Source organism: Thalassospira sp. Z349TD_5 (genome assembly GCF_056173045.1).
In genome coordinates this window covers 1,696,291-1,717,367 of sequence record NZ_CM149654.1, presented here as the reverse complement: position 1 = coordinate 1,717,367, position 21,077 = coordinate 1,696,291, and the positions used below count along the sequence as shown (strand labels likewise).

General features: G+C 52.2%; 15 protein-coding genes, 1 tRNA gene and 1 pseudogene. 8 read left to right on the top strand and 9 right to left on the bottom strand.

What is annotated here, in order from left to right; translation table 11 throughout:
* Window positions 1-8: 8 nt before the first annotated feature.
* Window positions 9-2,813 carry a DNA gyrase subunit A gene (gene gyrA, locus AC0VXT_RS07690; RefSeq protein WP_102782619.1) on the bottom strand — a complete coding sequence of 935 codons (2,805 nt, stop codon included), beginning with the start codon at window positions 2,811-2,813 and terminating at the stop codon, window positions 9-11.
* Between the two features lie 165 nt (window positions 2,814-2,978).
* The gene (locus AC0VXT_RS07685; protein ID WP_475548169.1) at window positions 2,979-3,974 is read right to left on the bottom strand and encodes a DMT family transporter; all 996 of its coding nucleotides are present in this window, start codon (window positions 3,972-3,974) and stop codon (window positions 2,979-2,981) included.
* A gap of 355 nt (window positions 3,975-4,329) precedes the next feature.
* Between AC0VXT_RS07685 and AC0VXT_RS07680 the strand changes: the two genes are divergently transcribed.
* Window positions 4,330-4,566 (top strand): hypothetical protein, encoded by a 237-nt coding sequence (locus tag AC0VXT_RS07680; protein ID WP_475548168.1) that lies wholly within the window; start codon window positions 4,330-4,332, stop codon window positions 4,564-4,566.
* 32 nt (window positions 4,567-4,598) lie between these two features.
* Here AC0VXT_RS07680 and AC0VXT_RS07675 read toward each other — a convergent pair whose 3' ends face one another.
* Entirely contained in the window at window positions 4,599-5,465 is an 867-nt protein-coding gene (locus tag AC0VXT_RS07675; RefSeq protein ID WP_475548167.1) for a DUF547 domain-containing protein, read from the bottom strand.
* 163 nt (window positions 5,466-5,628) lie between these two features.
* On the opposite strand from AC0VXT_RS07675, the gene AC0VXT_RS07670 reads away from it, so the two are divergent.
* The gene (locus AC0VXT_RS07670; RefSeq protein WP_475548166.1) at window positions 5,629-6,567 is read left to right on the top strand and encodes a putative metalloprotease CJM1_0395 family protein; all 939 of its coding nucleotides are present in this window, start codon (window positions 5,629-5,631) and stop codon (window positions 6,565-6,567) included.
* A gap of 76 nt (window positions 6,568-6,643) precedes the next feature.
* On the opposite strand, the gene pyrC is transcribed toward AC0VXT_RS07670, so the two are convergent.
* Window positions 6,644-7,687 carry a dihydroorotase gene (pyrC, locus tag AC0VXT_RS07665; RefSeq protein WP_475548165.1) on the bottom strand — a complete coding sequence of 348 codons (1,044 nt, stop codon included), beginning with the start codon at window positions 7,685-7,687 and terminating at the stop codon, window positions 6,644-6,646.
* A gap of 185 nt (window positions 7,688-7,872) precedes the next feature.
* Here pyrC and AC0VXT_RS07660 point away from each other — a divergent pair, with 185 nt between their 5' ends.
* Complete coding sequence (locus AC0VXT_RS07660) at window positions 7,873-8,430, top strand: hypothetical protein (RefSeq protein ID WP_475548164.1); 558 nt, start codon at window positions 7,873-7,875, stop codon at window positions 8,428-8,430.
* Between the two features lie 150 nt (window positions 8,431-8,580).
* On the opposite strand, the gene AC0VXT_RS07655 is transcribed toward AC0VXT_RS07660, so the two are convergent.
* Entirely contained in the window at window positions 8,581-9,591 is a 1,011-nt protein-coding gene (locus AC0VXT_RS07655) for a serine hydrolase domain-containing protein (RefSeq protein WP_475548163.1), read from the bottom strand.
* 233 nt (window positions 9,592-9,824) lie between these two features.
* A tRNA-His gene (locus AC0VXT_RS07650) sits at window positions 9,825-9,901 on the bottom strand.
* A gap of 333 nt (window positions 9,902-10,234) precedes the next feature.
* On the opposite strand from AC0VXT_RS07650, the gene AC0VXT_RS07645 reads away from it, so the two are divergent.
* Window positions 10,235-11,236: a Gfo/Idh/MocA family protein gene (locus tag AC0VXT_RS07645; protein WP_475548162.1), complete on the top strand. Its 1,002-nt coding sequence runs from the start codon at window positions 10,235-10,237 to the stop codon at window positions 11,234-11,236.
* Window positions 11,237-11,319: 83 nt separating this feature from the next.
* Here the strand turns inward: AC0VXT_RS07645 and AC0VXT_RS07640 are convergent, their stop codons facing one another.
* Window positions 11,320-12,492 (bottom strand): aminotransferase, encoded by a 1,173-nt coding sequence (locus AC0VXT_RS07640; RefSeq protein WP_475548161.1) that lies wholly within the window; start codon window positions 12,490-12,492, stop codon window positions 11,320-11,322.
* Window positions 12,493-13,072: 580 nt separating this feature from the next.
* On the opposite strand from AC0VXT_RS07640, the gene AC0VXT_RS07635 reads away from it, so the two are divergent.
* The 4 genes and pseudogenes from AC0VXT_RS07635 (at window position 13,073) to AC0VXT_RS07620 (ending at window position 18,668) form a co-directional block, all read left to right on the top strand.
* Complete coding sequence (locus tag AC0VXT_RS07635) at window positions 13,073-13,411, top strand: P-II family nitrogen regulator (RefSeq protein ID WP_007091888.1); 339 nt, start codon at window positions 13,073-13,075, stop codon at window positions 13,409-13,411.
* 62 nt (window positions 13,412-13,473) lie between these two features.
* Window positions 13,474-14,884 (top strand): annotated as a pseudogene (gene glnA, locus AC0VXT_RS07630) (type I glutamate--ammonia ligase).
* 202 nt (window positions 14,885-15,086) lie between these two features.
* The gene (locus AC0VXT_RS07625; RefSeq protein WP_475548160.1) at window positions 15,087-16,841 is read left to right on the top strand and encodes a tetratricopeptide repeat-containing sulfotransferase family protein; all 1,755 of its coding nucleotides are present in this window, start codon (window positions 15,087-15,089) and stop codon (window positions 16,839-16,841) included.
* A 102-nt stretch (window positions 16,842-16,943) separates the two neighbouring features.
* Window positions 16,944-18,668, top strand: a complete 1,725-nt coding sequence (locus AC0VXT_RS07620; protein WP_475548159.1) for a tetratricopeptide repeat-containing sulfotransferase family protein — start codon at window positions 16,944-16,946, stop codon at window positions 18,666-18,668.
* Between the two features lie 71 nt (window positions 18,669-18,739).
* On the opposite strand, the gene AC0VXT_RS07615 is transcribed toward AC0VXT_RS07620, so the two are convergent.
* Window positions 18,740-20,401: a diguanylate cyclase domain-containing protein gene (locus tag AC0VXT_RS07615; RefSeq protein WP_475548158.1), complete on the bottom strand. Its 1,662-nt coding sequence runs from the start codon at window positions 20,399-20,401 to the stop codon at window positions 18,740-18,742.
* 159 nt (window positions 20,402-20,560) lie between these two features.
* Window positions 20,561-20,902 (bottom strand): hypothetical protein, encoded by a 342-nt coding sequence (locus AC0VXT_RS07610; protein ID WP_101303906.1) that lies wholly within the window; start codon window positions 20,900-20,902, stop codon window positions 20,561-20,563.
* Window positions 20,903-21,077: the final 175 nt, after the last annotated feature.

The window sequence follows — 21,077 nt, the reverse complement described above, 5'->3', positions numbered from 1 at the left end:
ACTTCCACTTAATCGTCGCTGTCCACACCATCGGATTCCGGTGCATCACCGGCATCTTCGGCACTTGTCGGCACGGCGTCATCGGTGATTTCGACGGCATCTGCGACACCTTCGATCAGACCTTCTTCGCCCTCGATTTCGTCATCACCACCAAGATTTGACAAACGTTCAACAGCAACGACTTCTTCGTCCTGTGCTGTCCGGAACAGTGTCACACCCTGCGTCTTACGACCGGCCATGCGAATGTCATGGGTTGGCATACGAATGACCTTGCCACCATTGGTGACCATCATCAGTTCGTCGCCTTCTTCAATTACGAAGGACGCGGCAACGTCGCCATTACGTTCAGACATTTCGATGTTGGCAAAGCCCTGACCGCCACGACCGGTTACACGGTACTCGTAGGCCGAGGTCCGCTTGCCATAGCCGTTTTCCGTCACAGACAGGATCATCTGATCGCCGCTGAGAATTTCCTGATAGCGTTCTTCGGACAATAGTTCGAGCGGAAGGCTATCCGCCGTGATTTCCTCGCGACGCAGTTTACCTGCAATCGAAAGATACTCACCGCGTTCTTCCATCGAAACGTGGTTGCCAAACAGAACCGACATCGCGATGACTTCGTCTTCGTCTGCCAAACGGATACCGCGGACACCAACCGAATTACGGCCGGTAAACACGCGCACGTCCGTCACACGGAAACGAATGCATTTACCCTTGTGGGTAGTCAGCAAAATGTCGTCATCATCGGTACAGGTCTGAACCGCAATCAGTTTATCGCCACGATCTTCTTCAAGTTTCATGGCGATCTTGCCGTTCGATTTCACATTCACGAAATCGGCAAGACTGTTACGCCGCACATTCCCGGTCGAGGTTGCAAACATCACATGCAGGTTCGGCCATTCTTCCTCATCCGGAAGAGGGAGAACGGTAGTGATATATTCGCCCTCAGACAATGGCAGCATGTTCACAAGGGCCTTCCCGCGCGATTGCGGTGTGCCCTGTGGCAGACGCCAGACTTTCATTTTGTAGACCATCCCCTCGGAGCTAAAGAACAGCACCGGTGTATGGGTATTGGCAACAAACAGTTTGGAAACGAAATCTTCTTCGCGGGTCGCCATGCCTGAGCGCCCCTTGCCACCGCGACGCTGTGCGCGATAGGTCGAAAGCGGAACACGCTGGATATAGCCAGTATGAGACACGGTCACGACCATATCTTCACGTGCGATCAGATCTTCGATGTCATGTTCAAAGTCGCCTTCCTGAATTTCACTACGACGTTCGTTGGCGAACTCGTTGCGCATTTCAGTCAGCTCATCCTTGAGGATCGTCAGCTTCCGCTCACGCGAGGCCAGGATATCAAGGAAGTCTTTGATTTTCTCACCCAATTCGGTCAATTCGGCCGCGATCTTGTCGCGTTCGAGACCGGTCAGGCGATGCAGGCGAAGTTCAAGGATCGCACGGGCCTGTGCTTCGGACAGACGATACTGACCATCGGTGGAGCCCACCTGAAGCGGATCGGCAATCAATTCGATCAGCGGCACAATGTCGCCAGCCGCCCAATCGCGCGCCATCAGCTGTTCACGTGCAATCGTCGGATCGGCAGCAGCCCGGATCAGTCGGATCACTTCGTCAATATTGGCAACCGCAATCCCAAGACCCACGACAACGTGGGCACGATCACGGGCCTTTTTAAGAAGGTGGATGGTCCGACGCGTAATGACTTCTTCGCGGAATTCGACGAATGCCTGAATGATTTCCTTCAGGTTCATCAGTTCCGGCTTGCCCCGGTTCAGGGCCAGCATGTTAACGCCAAAGGACGTCTGCAACGCGGTAAAGCGGAACAGCTGGTTTAGGACAACATCGGAATTGGCATCGCGTTTAAGTTCGATCACCATACGCACGCCTGAACGATCAGACTCATCGCGCAGATCGGAAATGCCTTCGAGTTTTTTGTCGCGCACCAGATCAGCGATTTTTTCCATCAGGCTCGCCTTGTTCACCTGATAGGGAACTTCGGTGACGATGATGGCTTCGCGGTTGGCACGGACTTCTTCGACATGGGTGCGGGCCCGCATGATCACCGACCCACGGCCGGTTTTAAATGCAGAATGGATGCCCGAACGGCCCAGAATAAGCGCGCCTGTCGGGAAATCCGGACCATGGACGAATTCCATCAGGCCTTCGATGGTGATTTCCGGGTCATCGACATAGGCCATGCAGCCATCAATAACTTCACCAAGGTTATGCGGCGGAATGTTGGTTGCCATACCAACCGCAATACCACCCGCACCATTGACCAGCATGTTGGGAAAACGTGCTGGCAGAACCGATGGTTCCTTGGTGGTTTCGTCATAGTTGTCGCGGAAATCGATGGTGTCTTTGTCGATATCTTCGAGCAGGAAGTGCGCGGACTTGGCCATGCGGGCTTCAGTGTAACGCATGGCGGCGGCTTTATCGCCATCCATTGACCCAAAGTTGCCCTGCCCGTCAATCAGTTGCAGGCGCATGGAGAAGCTTTGCGCCATACGAACCATCGCGTCGTAAATCGCGCTGTCGCCGTGCGGATGGTATTTACCCATCACGTCCCCGACGACACGGGCCGATTTACGGAACGGCTTGTTATAGTCAAATCCGTTTTCATGCATGGCGTACAGAATACGTCGATGCACCGGCTTCAAACCGTCTCGGACGTCAGGCAGCGCGCGGCTGACGATCACGCTCATTGCGTAATCGAGATAGCTTCGGCGCATTTCTTGTTCGATGGATACCGGGAAAATATCGCGGCTCTCGGAATTGGTCTCTTTGGTGGACAAAGGCCGTGACCTCTTAAACGCTTGATCTGAAATGATTCAATCGGCGTGACACGTACCTGTTTTCAAGCACATGCCGGACCAGAAAGGCGGAAAGTATCAGGTTTGTCGTTGACAAACAATATTGACAAATCCCATCTGTCCGCATTGGACGACAAAGTTCGGTTTTTATCGCTTATTTTGGCTTTTCGTACTGACCTGACTGGATTTTTCAAGGGTGTCTTTTTCCAGCACCGGCGCAATCGGATCAGCTTGTGTATCACTGTTTTCGACCCGCAGCGATTTTCGTGTGAAACGCACCTGCGATGCGGCAATACCTGCAAGAATAATCACCATCGCCAGGATCGCGGTTGGCTGGGGCACTTCGCCCAGAACAAGGAAGCTGATCAAAACCCCGACTGCGGGCACAAGATAGTTGTTAAACACCAGAAAACTGGTGCCCGCTGCGGCAACCAGTTGCAGGATCAAGAACATCGCAATGCCGGTCGGAAACACGCCAAGATACATGATCGAAAGCGCGCCTTCGACGTCCCATGTCATGGTCCATGGCTGATCAAGGATCAATGTAAACGGCATCAGCATCAGGGATGCGAATGTCAGAATGACGGCCGTTGACCCAATGCGCGGCTGATCGCGCAGGTTCCGGGTGATCAGCGATGACACGGCATAGCCGACTGCGGCAATCAAAATCGCCAACTGGAACAGGAATTCACCGCCCAGCCCCGACAGGGTTTCCGGCCCAACCAGAACAACAACCCCGATTGTGCCCAGAATAATCCCGACCACCTTGCCCAGTGTCAGCTTCTCATCGGCGGTAAAGAAGTGCGCAAGCACCACAGCCGTCAACGGTACGGTGGACATCAAAATGGCCGCCAGACCAGCATCGACCTGAGTTTCGCCATAGCTGATCAAAAAGAACGGTATGGCGTTACCAATCAGGGCAATGAAAAAGGTCGAAACCCATGCTTTTTTGCCCTTGGGCAGTTCGGATTTACGTACCCATGCAAACCCCCACAGCACAAGTGCGGCAAACGTCAAACGTCCGCCGGCAACCACCAGTGGCGAATAGGCATGAACGCCAATTTTGATAAAGGTGAACGAGCTGCCCCACATACCGGCCAAAAGCAGCAGCAGAACATATTCGCGAATTCCCGGACGTGTCATCTTCAGAGCCTGTTTTTGCCATATTTATTGGGCTTTATAACAACGGCAATAAAACCGGGTTACAGCGTTAGAGGTGACGCATCAAAGAATCAAGAAAATAGCGGCACGGGCATTGACCCCATAACACTTTGAAGCTGTGGCGTTAACGCCTCTGTCGAAGCATGAAGGCCAACAAGCGACGGGAAACCCCGCCCGCAAACGCGCGCCGTGAAGACGGCATAGCTTACGGTGATTGGGATGATGACCTGGAACATAATCGGAAAGATCGAAAAAAGTGCTTCAGACACAACTTTTTAATTGCGAATGACTTTCAATATCATTACACTACAAATAACAAAAAACGGGATATGAGCAGATGAGTTACGTTGATCAGGAATTGTCGGTCGAAGATATGCTTGCCGACCCGATCGTGCAGACATTAATGCGCTATGATGGCATTTCTGCCAGTGACGTTCGTCACACGATGAAACAAGTAAATCTAAACCGCCCTGACATGCCGGCCGGCGCACACAAGAAATCCCTTGATGGCACCAGCAAACATTGGGGCACGCCGCGCCCGATCAACGGCGGCGCACGCCACAAAGCCGCCTGAGCCAAGACGGTTGGTGCCCTGCCCGCCATGCATCATTTGGCGGCGGCGTTTAACGTCCAGTCATATTCATACCCGGCAATATCCAAACGCGGCGCATCGGCCTTTAGCTGCGCGGCAAGCCCCGGCCCTGCATAGCGGGTTAAATGCCTGATGAAATCCGCATCACTTTTGCCAAAATCATCCCGATACCAATCATATAGCTGTGACAGCACAAACGCCCCATCCCTGTTGCGGCGCACAGACCGGGGATGATTGATGAACCCCTTGGCCGCCTGATCAAGTTGCGCGTCAAGAATGTCTGCATCATAGGCCATTGGCGCCAATGCCGGACAGCCAATGGACGCGCAATTAACCGCGTAATGAATACGCGGGTCGTGCCAGATCGGGCGTAAAATACGATGTTCGATGTCATCAAGGCTCAGCGTGCGGCCTTCGACCGTGATCAGCTTCTTACCCCACGGCCCGGATGAAAACAGCCCCGGCGAAATGTCGATATCGCGGATGGATGTGACCGGATAGTGATCAAGCACCACCTGCACGGTCAGGGCGTTATATAGATTAACCCAATAAGCAAATTGCTGATCACGGTTGAGACCATCAACGTCAACCTGCGCCATTGATGCGATATAGCCCGATATGGCGTCATAACCGCCTGACTTGGCCGACGCATAATCAAACGCGGTGACGCCGGGTTCAACCACCACCAAATACCGATCCAGAACGTTTTGCCATGCGCTGTGATCCACCTTATCCGTGCTTTGCGGATCATGGGCCTGCCAATCGGGCCAAAGGTCGGCATCAGGTGCGCTGTGCGCAGCGCCGGGGCACAGCAACAAGACCAAAACCATAAAGATCGAGACACGCATCATCGACACCATATTCCAACGTGATTGCAGCAAGCTTCCAGCTGCTTTTCGCAAAAACCATTGATAGCCTTGCCCAGCCGCCGCAGTCACATCAAACCAACGTGATCGCCCCAGACGCAAAATCAATTGGTTAAGTCAGGCATTTCATCCATCGGCCTTATATACATTTAACCCAAGGTTGGGTTATAATGGCCCCATGATACAGGCAGGTGCCATACAGGTTATCCCCGGAAGTGGTGGGCAACTTGGCCAAGTCATAGCCACACGCGCCCTGCCCGGCTCCGGGAGCCAACCGACGGTCAATGGATCGGGCGGAACCAATACCGTTGCGCCATCGACCCAGCCCGCCGCCGTTGCGATTGCTCCGCTGGCCTCAAACGCCCCGAAACCGCTGCCGCCCGCATCGTCACCGCCAACCTATCAGCAAGCATCGCAAACCACATCCGCACAAGCGCTCAATAACCAAAGTGCTACGGGGCAAAGTGCGACTGGACAAGGCGCTGGTGGGCAACCTGCCGTGCCGCAAACCCCAGCCGCACCACCACCGCCACAGCAAACTACGCCGATCCAAAGTGCGGCCTCGGTCGTTACCATCATTCAGCAACTTGATCCGCGCGACATTGACGGCGAAGCCGCATCCCAGCAAACCGACACCCAAAGCCCGACCGAACGCCAGCAGCAGGAGCGCGAAGCGACACCCCAAAACGCACGACAACCAACATCCAATCCGGCGATTTTAACCGCCAGCGAACGCGAGATTATTCAGGAATTAAGTGCGCGTGATGCCATCGTTCGCACCGAAGAAGAAAGTCACCAGACCTTGGCCGGAGCCAATGCCGGCATGATCAGCTACAGCTATAGTGCGGGGCCAGACGGGCGGCTTTATGCCACCGGCGGGAAAGTCAGCATCTATCCGCTTCAGGGGCTGGATGGCATTGCGGCGATTGCCAATCAGGCCGCCATTTCGCGTGCCGCATCGGTGCCGGGAAGCTCCGCCGCCGATTTTAACGTCGCCAAGGGTGCCTCAAAGAATATCTCGACCATGATCGCATCACAGGCCAGCGCCGCAGCAGAAAGCTACCGCAACACAATTGGCCTCAATGCCGCCCCCGGCACCGTTGATTTGAGCGGGTAAAAGCCCCAACCCAGCCACACAACAAAAAAAGCGGCCCACATGGGAGCCGCCTTTTATGTGGGTTGATCGCCGTTGATCAGGCGTAATGCCAGAACACGTCAAAGCCGGGATTAAATACTGTCACCGGACCTTCGCCCGTTTCGATCTTCTCAGCAAACTTGGCCGGTTCGGCACGTTTTTCCAGCGTGATTTTATCGCCATTCAGCGGCAGGCCATAAAACTGCGGGCCATTCAGTGACGCAAACCCTTCGAGCTTATCAAGGGCGTCTTCCTGCTCAAACACATGGGCCAGCAATTGCACGGTGTTATTGGCGGTAAAGATACCGGCGCAGCCACACGGGCTTTCCTTACGTTCATCGGTATGCGGGGCTGAGTCCGTGCCAAGGAAGAAACGGCGATCACCCGATGTTGCCGCCGCACGCAGTGCCAAACGGTGCTTTTCACGCTTGGCCACGGGCAGGCAATACATATGCGGATGAATGCCGCCAACCAGAATGGCATTGCGGTTAATGATCAGATGATGGGTGGTGATGGTCGCACCAAGGTTCTTGTCATGCGCCTTGACATACTCAACACCGTTTTCGGTGGTGATATGCTCCATAATCACGCGCAAGTCCGGCACCCGTTTGCGCAAAGGGTCCAGAACCCGGTCAATAAACACCGCTTCACGGTCGAAAATATCAATCTCGGGATCAGTCACTTCGCCGTGGACACACAGCGGAATGCCAAGTTCAGCCATACGCTCCAACGCAGGCATTGCCTTGTCAAAATCACGCACGCCACTGTCGGAATTGGTCGTCGCCCCGGCCGGATAAAGCTTAAGTGCAGTGATCACACCGGCCTTATAGCCTTCCTCGATATCATCGGGATTGCTGCCCTCGGTCAGATAAAGCGTCATCAGCGGGGTAAAATCATGGCCCGCCGGGATGGCGGCGGTAATCCGGTCGCGATAGGCCACCGCATCATCGGTTTTGACCACCGGCGGCACCAGATTGGGCATGATGATCGCACGGGCAAAATGCTCGGACGTTTCGCCAATCACCGATTTCAGCATATCGCCATCACGCAAATGCAAATGCCAGTCATCGGGACGGCGAAGGGTAATGCGGTTTGTTGACATGCGGGGATCTCCTAGCAAGCAATGAAACACAATCTGTAAAAGTGCTGCGGTTACCTAGCAGATTGGTTGAGATTTTGGAATTGGAATTGAAAACAGAACCTGATCAACTATGAATGGACGCTACCGCTTGATCACCCCATACGAAAGCGGAAAAATCTATTTAATATTTTCTGGAAGGTGCGGCTATGAGCCACGAAGAGAGATGGTTGAATATCGTTCCTTTAACTATTTTAGTGATGGTTGCCTTCCTCATCGGAACTATTTACGGGCAACAATACGAGAATGTAAGTTGGTCAACAATTTTAGCAGGGTTTTTAGGCTTAATTGGCGGGTCCTTCGCATTCTTAGCTGCAGTACATCATCGAAACAGGGAACAATCTCAGAAAACGCTCGCCTTCAAAATACGGCTGAAACAGGCCCTAGGAAGAATACAATTGCGTGCAAATCTCTTCATTGAGCCACAAATATCATCATCAATATATGATGGGTTTTATGATTGGGACCGCAGCGATACAACTTCACTGGATTACGTTCGCAAAGCACTTGAAGAACTGCCGGAAAATATTCCAGACGAAATCATCACAGAAGAACTGAATGAAGCGCACCTGAGCTTGCGCACTCTCCTCACCTCTTATGAGTATCTTTTTAGCCAGCGGCACGCTGTCGAAAAGCGTAACATTGAAAATTGCTTCTTAGAAATATCGAAACATTGCCAGAATTACTTGTCGCTGCTGGAACAATAGACATTTCAGGCACACAAACGAAAAAGGCCAAGCATTTCTGCCTTACATTTTCACAGTGGGACGATTGATTAAAAGGAGAAAATGGGGACAGATTTATTTTTCTGCATCCATCCTGTCCGCCCCTTTTTTTCATGCTCTTTGTCGCCGTATTCAGGCCAGTGAAAGCACTGGTCCCTCAAGCAGGTCCATCAGTTGCCCAAAATATCCGCCTGATCGTGCGGGCGACGTCGGATCAGAGGTGATGGCCACCGCCAGGTCCTGTTCCGGATGTGCCGCGATGATCTGACCGCCATAGCCGCGTGCGATAATGAAGCCGCTGCGGGTCAGGAACCAGCCATAGCCATAATCAAAGCCCGAATAAGGTGATCGGGTGCGGGCTTGGGTTGATTGGTCTATCCAGTCGGCCGGAATGATCTGGTCACCATCGAACCGGCCTTGGTCACGCATAAGAGCAGCGATGCGCAACATCCCACGCGGTGTCAGCGCCATCTCGTTGCCGCCGAAATAATAGCCTTGCGGATCCTGTGTCCAAGCTGGAATTTCAATGCCGAGCGGCTGACCAAGGACAGCGCGCGCCTGCGCGAGCAAGCTTTTTCCTGTCGCAACCGCAAGCACAGCGCCAAGGATATGCGTGGTGCCGGTGGAATAGATCATACGCCCGCCCGGGCTTGCGACCATCGGGCGGCGCAGCGCAAAGGCAACCCAGTCTTCGGAATTGACCCAAGCGCCGTAGTTTCTCCCTGATGTGCCCTCAAGCCCAGCCCTGAGCGTCACCAGGTCTTCGATGGTCAGGTCTTCCACACCGGGGGTGGCATTCGAAGGAATGAGAGACGGCGCGATTTCGCCTATGGTGGCATCGACAGACGGGATCGAGCCTTGTGCGATCGCGTTGCCCGTCAGCAGACCGATGATGCTTTTCGAGCAGGACTTGATGTTCGCAACCCGATCCAAGCCGCGCCCGCGGGGTGCTTCGGCAACGATAATCTCGTCACCGCGCTGCACCAAAATTGCATGAAGCTGGGACATTTTAGCAATTCGCGAACGAATGTCGGACGGCGCCTGTGCGAAGGCCTTGGCGGAAAAGGGAACGGCCATCACCCCCAGAAGGGTCGCCGAAAAGGCACGACGGGTCAGCATCGGGTTTGGTCTGTCGCTGGGCATATCCATCAGTCCTTGGAGGTAGGGATCATGTGCGTGCCCAAACTATTCGCAGTCCATATGACCACGGGCTGCAACACACAACTTTCCAGTCAATCGGCCCGGAAGAAAAAACCATTATTTGGAATTATTTAGTCAACAATGTGACACCAAACCAAAATCGGACAAGACCGTGTCGCAGCGTTTTGTAACCAGAACCGAAAAAGGCCAGGCATTTCTGCCTGACCTTTTCACAATGGGGCGAGTGATGGGGATTGAACCCACGGCCTCCAGTGCCACAAACTGGCGCTCTAACCGACTGAGCTACACCCGCCATCGTGTGGCGCGGTTTATATGGCCCGAGGCCCCCAACGTCAAGCGCATATTTTGACTTTTTTGCAGCGTTTTCCCCAACAAAGCACAAAGCGCCGATTTTTGCGGCCTTTGAGTATCGCCGCCGGTAAATCGCGATTGATTTGATCACAAATGCCCCAACCTACCCGTCCGAACATCTTGCATGTCACGTCATATGCCTTAATTAATTCAATTCAATACCACATCCTGTTGGTATCGCGTTCGGCCAAGGGCTGATTGCGACGCCGATGATCAGGACTGCCTGTGTTTATCAATGCAGGCCACGAACGAGAAAAACAGACGGAGTATCGGAATGAAGTGGGGCGTTATCAGCACCGCCAAGATTGGCACGGAAAAAGTCATCCCGGCCATGCAGGAAAGCGATCAGCTGGAAATACTGGCGATTGCCGGCCGCGATCTTGGGAAAACCCGCGAGGTTGCCGAAAATCTTCGCATCCCGCGCGCCTATGGCTCCTATGAGGAGCTTCTGGCCGATCCGTCGATTGAGGCGATTTATAATCCCCTGCCCAACCACTTGCATGTCGAATGGACCATCAAGGCACTTGAAGCAGGCAAGCATGTCCTGTGTGAAAAGCCGATTGGCCTCGATACCAATGATGCCAAGCGCCTGATTGAAGCACGTGATAAAAGCGGCAAACAGGTGCTTGAGGCATTCATGGTCCGCCATCATCCGCAATGGGTTGAGGCGCGCAAGATCATTGAAAGTGGTCAGATCGGCGAGCTGACCACCGTGCAAAGCATCTTTACCTATTTCAATGCCGATCCGAACAATGTGCGCAACAAGAAGGATATCGGCGGCGGCGGTTTGCTTGATATCGGCTGTTACTGCATTGTTGGTCCGCGCTATGTTACGGGCAAGGAACCGATACGGGTGGTATCCCTGATGGACAAAGACCCGAAATTTGGCACGGATCGGCTTGTGTCGGGCATGCTTGATTTTGGATCAGGGCTTCAGGCAAGCTTTGTCTGTGGCACACAGTCCGCCGCAGTTCAGCGCGTGCATATCCTTGGCACCGAAGGTCGGATTGAAATCCTGATGCCGTTTAACCCGATCCCGGAAAATCCGGCGATCATTCGCGTTGCCGGACAGAAACAGCCGGGCTTTGACGACGCACGCGAAATCAAATTCCCGATTTGCAATCACTATACCCTGCAAGGTGAGTCCGCGACCGCGATATTCAAGGGCGAAAGCCCGGTCGATTATCCGATCGAAGACGGCATTGCCAATATGCAGATTTTGGATGCCATGGCGCGTTCAGCCAAAACCGGTAGCTGGGAAATGGTCAAGACCTGATCATCTCATTATAACCAGACAAAAAGCCGCAAAGCATACGCTTTGCGGCTTTTTTAATCTGCGTTTTGACTGCACAAGCAGACTTACTTGGCAAAGGCCTTTTTCATCCGCTCGATGGCTTCGGCCATTTTGGCTTCTTCCTTGCAGAAGCAGAACCGCACGAAATTACGCACGCCGCCGTCTTCGCCCTGGTAGAAGGCCGACACAGGAATGGCGACAACGCCGGCTTCCTTGATCATGATCTGGCAAAACTCGACATCATCACAATCATAGCCAAGCGGTCGGAAATCACAGGTGATGAAATAGGTGCCTTGGGAATCAAGCACATCAAACCCGACATCCTTGAGCCCCTTCATCAGGAAATCACGCTTTGCCTGCATTTCCGCGGTGAAGTTTTCAAAGTACGCATCGTCCTTGTTCAGGCCATAAGCCACCCCATGCTGCAATCCTGGTGGCACGGTGAAAACAAGGAACTGGTGGGCCTTTTTGATCGGCTCCATCAACCGTGCACAGGCGGTGACATAGCCGATTTTCCAACCTGTCAGCGAGAATGTCTTCCCGGCCGAGCCAATTCGAACGGTGCGGTCATGCATCCCCGGGAAGGTCATCAAAGGTTTGTGTTTGCGCCCGTCAAAGACAAGATGCTCATAAACCTCGTCACACAGGGCGATCACATCATGTTTGATGCACAAATCAGCGATAAATTGCAGTTCATCGTCGCCATAAACCTTTGAACACGGGTTTTGCGGCGAGTTGATCAGGATCAGTTTGGTTTTTTCAGAAAAGGCCGCAGCCAATTCATCGCGCGGCAAATCCCAGTGCGGCGGGGTAACGCGAACCAGTTTTGGGATACCACCGGCCAGCTTCACAATTGGAAGGTAGCTGTCATACAGCGGCTCAATCAGGATGACTTCATCGCCCGGAGCGACAAGACCAAGGATCACATCGGCCAACCCTTCGGTCGCGCCGACGGCGACCAGGACTTCGGTTTTGGGATCAACATCAATGCCATAGAAACGCTTGTTGTGATCGGCTACCGCCTGCAAAAGTTCCGGCACCCCGGCAAGTGGGGGATACTGATTGGACAGTTCCATCGTTGCGCGGGCAGCGGCTTCGCGGATATCGGCCGGGCCATCGGTATCGGGCGCACCCTGCCCCAGATTGATGGCCTGATGTTTCTGGGCCAGTTCGTTCATCACTTCAAAAATCGTGATGCCGCCCGAAGCAAAAAGAGGATTACCGACAAATTCGGTCATGAGGCGTCCTTTTCTTTGTGGTCCTGTTACCGGATGGTGGCGCCATGGTAGATTACGGTGGCGTCCGGCATTTGATCCCAGATATTTATCCAACCCTGATGCCATGACTATATACTATATCGCCAGCGATACATCGTATCGACATGATCCGCCGACGCAAAGCCAGCAACAAACATTCTGATTTGGTCCCGTTCAGGACCCCGAAAAGTCCGCAGTCCGGCACCAAGATCGAAAGATCGTCGAGTCACCCGCATCATACGGATTTTTCAGTAACATTTGATCTGTTATGCCAAATTCTGTCGCATGACGGGGTAAACTTGGCAAGTGCTGATCCGTCTCAGCCCGGCGGCGACACGCCGACAACACGGATTTGCATATTTTTTGATCATCTTGCCTAAAACTAAGTCACACCCATCGCAGAAAATGTGAAAAATTTCATGGGTTTTGCTGGGTTTTCATGCAGAGAATCCCTAGAATGCGTTGGCGGACCTGAATTGGCATGGTCCGTGCAAATAGAGAGCGAGCGAAGCATTATGCTTTCCGAGTTCTACGCAACTCTCGCAAAAGCAGAGGGCGCTTAATGAAAAAGATTGAAGCCATCATCAAGCCATTCAAGCTTGACGAGGTAAAAGAGGCCCTTCAAGAGATCGGCCTCAAAGGGATTACCGTCACCGAAGCCAAAGGTTTCGGCCGTCAGAAAGGTCACACGGAGCTGTATCGCGGCGCCGAGTATGTCGTGGACTTTCTGCCGAAGGTAAAGCTGGAAATCGTTGTCGAGGACACGCTTGTCGAGCGTGCGATTGAAGCAATCCAGCAAGCCGCTCATACCGGCCGTATCGGCGACGGTAAAATTTTCGTTTCCTCTCTTGAGGACGCGATCCGTATTCGTACCGGTGAACGGGGCAATGACGCGATCTGATCGGTCTTGTCTGTTATTGAACACCGTACGGTAACTAATTTTGAGTTTTAAAGGGTTGCATCATGTCTGACGCCGCTTCTGTACTTAATCTGATCAAAGAAAAAGGCATCCAGTTTGTCGATCTGCGCTTTACCGATTCCAAAGGTAAATGGCAGCATACTGCGCAGGATATCTGCACGATCGACGAAGACGTCTTTGTTGACGGCATCATGTTCGACGGTTCGTCGATCGCCGGTTGGAAAGACATCAACGAATCCGACATGATCCTGATGCCGGACCCGGCATCGGCTGTTGTTGATCCGTTCACCGCACAGCCTTGTCTGATCCTGTTCTGCGACGTTATCGAACCGGCCACCGGCCAGGGTTACGAGCGTTGCCCGCGTTCGACCGCGAAACGCGCACTTGCTTACATGCAGTCGGCTGGCATCGGTGACACCGCATACTTTGGTGCAGAACCAGAATTCTTCCTGTTTGACGACGTCCGCTGGACCACCAGCCAGGACAGCATGGCTTACGCGCTTGACTCCGAAGAAGGTCCGTACAACACCGGTACCGAATTCGAAGGCGGCAACCGTGGCCACCGTCCGGGTCCGAAGGGCGGTTACTTCCCGGTTCCACCAGTTGAACTCGGCAAACGATATTCGTGCCGAAATGGTGAACTACATCAACGAAATGGGCGTGCGTTGCGAAAAGCACCACCATGAAGTTGCACCGTCCCAGCACGAGCTGGGCATTGCCTTTGGCACCCTAATCGACCACGCCGACGCGATCCAGATCTATAAATATTGCATCCAGATGGTTGCACACCAGTATGGCAAAACCGCAACCTTCATGCCGAAGCCTGTCTTTGGTGACAACGGTTCTGGCATGCACGTGCACCAGTCGATCTGGCACGAAGGCAAACCACTGTTTGCTGGCAACGGCTATGCCGATCTTTCTGACACCGCACTTTACTACATCGGCGGTATCATCAAGCATGCCAAAGCACTGAATGCTTTCACCAACCCGACGACCAACTCCTACAAACGTTTGGTCCCGGGCTTTGAAGCGCCGGTTCTGCTGGCATATTCAGCCCGTAACCGTTCGGCTTCCTGCCGTATCCCGTACACTGCTTCGCCAAAAGGCAAGCGTGTTGAGATCCGCTTCCCGGATGCCCTGGCAAACCCGTACCTTGCATTCACCGCAATGCTGATGGCTGGTCTTGACGGCATCCAGAACAAGATCCACCCGGGCGATGCCATGGACAAAAACCTCTATGACCTTCCGCCGGAAGAGCTCAAAGACGTTCCGACCGTTTGTGGTTCGCTGCGCGAAGCACTTACCAGCCTTGATGCAGACCGCGAGTTCCTGAAAAAAGGCGACGTGATGACCGACGACCTGATCGATGCATACATCGGTCTGAAAATGGAAGAAGTCATTCGCTTCGAACAGTCACCGCACCCGGTCGAATTCGACATGTACTACAGCGCATAATCCTTTCACCCGAAAGGACGACGCCAAAGCGAAACGCCCGGTCATCACGACCGGGCGTTTTTCTTTGGGATTTAAACAAAACAGCCTTCCGAATAGTGTTTGACCCATATTTAGTATAGTCATTAAATAGATTTACGGACGAGGCATCTGCAACTGATAGCTTTGTCCCCAATGCACCAAACACTCTCAGGAGAGCGTCTGCATGGCAGCACAGCATTTGTCGGAGAAATTTCACGACAAGCAACTTCAAAAGATCAAGGACCAGTGGAAAAAGGGCGACCGCCAAAATGCGGTCAATCAATGTCAAGAAATATTGCGTAGTGCACCGCAGTATGCACCGGCCCATTTGATCTATGCTGGTTTTCTAAATGATAGTGGCAATGCACAGGAAGCAGCCAAACACTATGAAGCGGCCTGCAGCCTCCCCGAAACAGCGCCGGAATGCTTCCTTGACTTTGCCGACTTTCTTAAACGGGGCGGTCAGCGGCTTAATGCTCAGGAAGTTCTATCAGTTGGCATTAAGAAGTGGCCTAAAACTGCAGTGATAGCGCGCGAACTGGGAGTGCTACTGTCGGAAAACGACCAGAACCACCAAGCACTTCAGATGTTTGAACATTGTTTGAAACTTCATCCCGATGACTGGATTTGCTGGAACCACTTGGGCTGCAGTCGAGTACAAAATAACCACGCCGAAACCGCACTCGAATGTTTTGACAAGAGCCTAGCACTTATAACCAAATCGCCACTGCAAATGGCCACTGGGCGTGACATCGAAAATATAGAACTTAATAAAGCCAGTGCTCTAATCCACGCAGGCAAGACAGAAGTCGCACGCCGAATGCTTGAAGAAATTTTGGCGAAGACTCCAGAAAGCCATAGAGCGTGGCCCATGCTTGCGAAACTTATAAAATGTAGCCCTGAACAACTAGAACAGATGGAAATCTGCGTTCAAAATGCACAAAATTCGGGGGACGAGGACGCACTACGTGATCTTCATTTCGCACTTGGCCGAGCCTGGGACAATGCGAAAGACCCCAAAAGGTCTATGACCCATCTAGATGCAGGAAACAGGATTGTTCGCTCTAAACTGGACTATGATTCTTTTGCTGTCTGTCACCGTATCCGGCACACACCCGATTTCTTTCCCCCCAAGACCTTCATAAATATCGAGAAACAACGCAAATCGAACAAGTTAAATTTACGACCGATTTTTATTGTTGGAATGCCACGTAGTGGATCTACCCTAACCGAACAAATTATTGCGTCGCATCCTCAGATTATCGGCGCCGGGGAACTGACGTCCTTGCCCGTCATAAAAAAAGGGCTTCTCGGCGCGGATTTCCCAAGCCGCCCGGAACATCGAGCTCTCGCGCATGCCCCTGAAACAATAAGTCAGCTCCGCAAGGCCTATCTAGATGAGATTGCACGCGTTGTTTGTGACCTTCATCCCGACCACGACCTTGAAAAGGATCAATTTCTTGTTGTCAACAAGATGCTGGGAAACTTCGATATGATCGGCATGATCTTGCAAGCTATTCCTGAGGCGCAAATCATTCATTGTCGGAGAAACAAGATCGACACCTGCTTGTCTTGCTACTCCATGCGGTTCAGCTCCCCGGTTAACTATTCATATGACCAAAAAGAATTGGCCGAGTTCTATAACGCCTATGAAGAACAGATGAAATATTGGCACGCACATGCCCCCCCCTCGTCCCTGATTGAAAGTCGGTATGAAGACATGATCGCCGACACAGAGGGACAAGCACGTAAACTGCTCGATTTCCTTGGCATGCCTTGGGATTCGAAGGTGCTCGACTTTTACAAGCAAAAGCGAACAGTAAGCACAGCCAGCATGTCTCAGGTCCGTAAACCGATATACAAAAGCAGTGTGGAACGTTGGCGTCCATTTGAACCCTATATACGACCAATGTTGGACATTCTGGGCGAGGACGGTTAGCCGCATACTAAGCTTTCTTTATCGCCTGCAGTACTGCGCCACTACAAAATGAAAAACTTCCGCAGCATTGGGTAACTTGGATAACGAACAAGGCAGCTAAACATGAGCGACACCGCACGGAAGAAAAATCTTTTGGCCACGGCCTTTAGGCAATTCAACTCAGGAAACCTGGCTGCGGCAAAGAACGCTTTATTCGAGTTACAGACGTACTCGGTATTAACGTCTGGCGTGAAGCATCTCGAAGCCAAAATCCTGCAAGTGAATGGAAAACTTGCCGAAGCGGCCAAGGCTTATGAAGTCGCCTGCAACATGTCGGATACACACCCGAACTGCTTCCTTGACCTCGCCGACATGATGCGGCGCACAGGTAATAAGAAGCAGGAACGCGAAATTTTGGTCGTGGCGTTCAGGCGCTTCCCCCAGGATGCCCGCATTGCCGCCAAACTTGGATTGGCGATGTTCGACGAGGGACACATGAACCAAGTACGAAAGCTGTTAGAATACGCACTTAAGACTGACGAAAACAACATTGATGTACGTCAGGCTGCAGGCACATTCTATCGTGCTATTGGACAGCCCGATTTAGCCACAACACATTTCAAGCAGGCCTTGAAAGTCACGGGAAAAACCACAGGAACGAAAAATACACCGAGACGTGAAGAACTGTTCTTATTGGTGGCCGAGGCTGCGAGGGATAACGGGGATATACTGACAGCAGAAAACACATTACGCCGAGTAATAAGGCTCAATCCTAAAAATACCCGCGCATGGCTAATTCTGAGCGATATTATCCGGTTCACCCCAAGCGCACCAGAGATTACGAAAATGTCCAGCCTTCTGGTAGACCGAAAGAGCATTCTCTCTGCGTCTGACCGAATTGACTTGGGCTTCGCTCTTGGCAAGGCATTCATCGATTCCGGTCAGCCAAAACAGGCAATGGAACATTTGATCCCTGCCAATCGCCTGCGCCGAGATCAATTATCCTACGATATTGATGCTATCTGTCGCAGACTGGAAAATTATCGCACGTGTTTTTCCCCGAAGATTGTACAACAAAGGCGTGCATCTTTACAGGACCAGAACGAATCCGGACCAGCCCCAGTTTTCATTGTTGGCATGCCTCGTTCAGGAACAACACTGATTGAACAAATACTTGCAACCCATGAACAGGTATTCGGCGCAGATGAACTCACCACCCTCCCCCGACTAAAACGTACAATTTTCGGGCCTGATTTCCCCGATGTTGCCGGCAGCATCGATTGGGCAATGTCAAAAGAGAGGCTGTCTCTCCTTGCTGCATCCTACACCAACGAAAGTCGGCAATATATTGACAAACCGACAAACCACTACCGTTACCTGATTGATAAACTGCCAGGAAACTTTGTGTTCTCCGGGTTAATTACGATGGCCATGCCCAATGCCCGGATTATTCATTGCCACAGAAACCCGATCGACACCTGCCTGTCTTGTTTCAGCAAGTATTTCGTATCGGGACAGAGTTTCAGTTATGATCTATCTGAACTCGGTCGTTACTACCGCGCCTATGAACAACTGATGGCACATTGGCATAATGTGTTGCCCGCCAGCAACTTCATCGAAATCCGTTACGAAGATATGATTGCTGATACTGAAACCGAGGTCCGGCGTCTAACAAACTTTCTTGACCTTGACTGGGATCCGGCGTTGCTTACTTTTCACAAAAACCGCCGCTCAGTCCGCACCGCAAGCGCCAATCAGGTCAGAAAACCAATTTATAGTAGCAGTGTCGAGCGCTGGAAACCTTACGCCCCATACATCCAGCCTTTACTTTCAGCACTGAACAAATAACCGCGCAAACGTGATCAGGTGTGCGTTTATGGCTCACGACACTTGAAACTTGCAAACCTAGGTCTATGCCCCTACTCGACATCATCCTGATGAATTTCAGGTTCAAGGGCTGGACTATACAAGCAGCTTTGCGCTTTTCCGGAATTTTTGGCCTCATACATGGCCTTATCCGCGCGGCGGAGCTGTTCACTCATATCGCTGTTTCCGCCCGCGAAGACAGAAAAGCCGATCGAGGCAGAAATACCGCAATCATGCTCTTGCCAAATGAACGGCTTTGACATTTCCGCAAGGATGTCATCTGCCATCTTGGTCATTTCGTCTTCTGTGCCCTTGTTGATGAACAACAGACAAAACTCGTCCCCGCCAAGACGTGCGACTTCATCAGCCCTCCGCGAGACACGTTTTAGTCGCTTGGCCGTTTCCACCAGCACCCAATCCCCCGCAGCATGCCCCTTGGTGTCATTCAGATTCTTGAACCCATCCAGATCTAGAATAAAGATCGATGCCGGTGTATCTGTTCCGCGTAAAACAGCTTCGCACTGATCAAGTTTTTGCATGAACCGCGCGCGGTTCGCCAAACCGGTCAATTCATCATTATTGGCTTTGTTTTGAAGTTCGCGCGCTGCGTGCTTTTGCTTGGTGATGTCACTTGTCCACCACAGAACGGCTTCTTCGCCTTCGAACGTCAGCGGCTCAAGCGACGTTTTCAACCATCGGGCTTCTGACATGCCAGGCCGCCGCAATCGCAACTCGACATCTTTCAGTTCGCCAAGCATGTCCATGTCTTTAAGCGACTGCTTACGGTAGCGTTCTGACAGCAAAATGGAATCAGTTGGGTCTTTTACCTCGGCTATATCAAGCAGGGTTTCAAATGTGCGGTTAAAGAAGCGGAAAACACCGTCATCACGGTTTGAGATCGCAACCCCGACCGGCGCACTTTCAAGAAGCCCCGTCAGACGCTGAGTTGCTTGCGCCACCTCAGTCTGGGCCTTTTTAAGCGAACTGACATCAATCAAGGATCCAATTGTACCTGCGATGGCGCCACTTGGTGCTTTAAGACTTGATGCGGCAAATAAAGCCACGCGTTCCTGATCGCCAAGCATGAAGGCAATTTCATCACGCACCTGACCTTCATGCTTTAAAAGCGGTGCTTCGTGGTCGGCAACCGTTTTATTGAGGCTGTCCGGGGCTATTTTGCTGAACCTTGCCCCAATGACATCTTCCGGCTTTTGTTCGAAAAACGCGGCGAAGGCCCCATTGCAGCGGCTGATCACCCCATCAAGGTTTTTGATGTAAACTGGCGTGGGCAGAACATCAATCAGGTGCTGAATGAAGATTTTGTGGTCGGCCAGTGCCTTGGCAAGTTCCTGCGCCTTGCCAGCATCGCGCAAAACAAGTGCTGTCGTATCTAACGGACCCTTGGCGCAATGCCACGTGAATATCTTGCCAGACAACCGAAATCCGGGCAAATCGGCCTGCTTACCTGCTGAAATACTTGCCAGTGCATCACGCACGGCACCCACACCGTCGCCGCTGACGAATTCGCCATTCTTGGCAAGATAGGCAAGGAACTGTTTAATCTCTGTTCCTGCCCGCATAACGGACTTGGCATCTTCAAGATACGTTGCCGCAGCCGGGTTGGTATGCACGACCTTAAGACTGGATCGTTCAAGAAGAATAAGACTATCGCGCGACAATGCCGCCGTCGCAGCAACTTCAGGACTTATTGACAATACACCCGTAACGCCGAAATACGGCGCACTCCCACGTTGGTATTTTCAGTGATGTCCCAAACCCAGCAGACCTTGTTTTTCGGTCTTTGTCTTTATACGCAAGCCATTACATATACAGAAGAATAAGTCATTATAATTCTTATGGAGAGGTATAATCAACTATGATTTTGCCGCCGAAACCGGCAGATCGATATAACCACGGTCGATGCAATGCTCCAGCTCACGCGCAGCAGCCAGCATTTCCTGATAGGTTTCACGAAGATGCTTTAGCTTGGCAAGTTCTTGCTCAGTCGGGTGCTGGTCGGTACGGTCTGCACTTAATTTGAACGCGTACTTCAGGTATTCCGCACGCAAACGGGCGACCGTAATCATCAGTGGCACGGCGTTTTCAACCGACATATCGGGAATTGCCGGACTAATGATCTCGTGATTGATTTCGCGAAGCACATGTTCCATGCCCATCATGAAACGGCTTTTGCTGCGAGCTGCATCCTGCGACATGACCTATACTCCTTATGCCATAAGGGTCTAATTCTGACGTAAGTATCACGCCGGAAAGTAAAAACTCCAATAACAGTTTACCACCAACGGTCGCATTAATCCCGCGCTGTGTTGTGGGGACAAAACTGATCGTAACTTGCAGGCACGCGCCAACCGCGCTAGACGATGGGTCAAC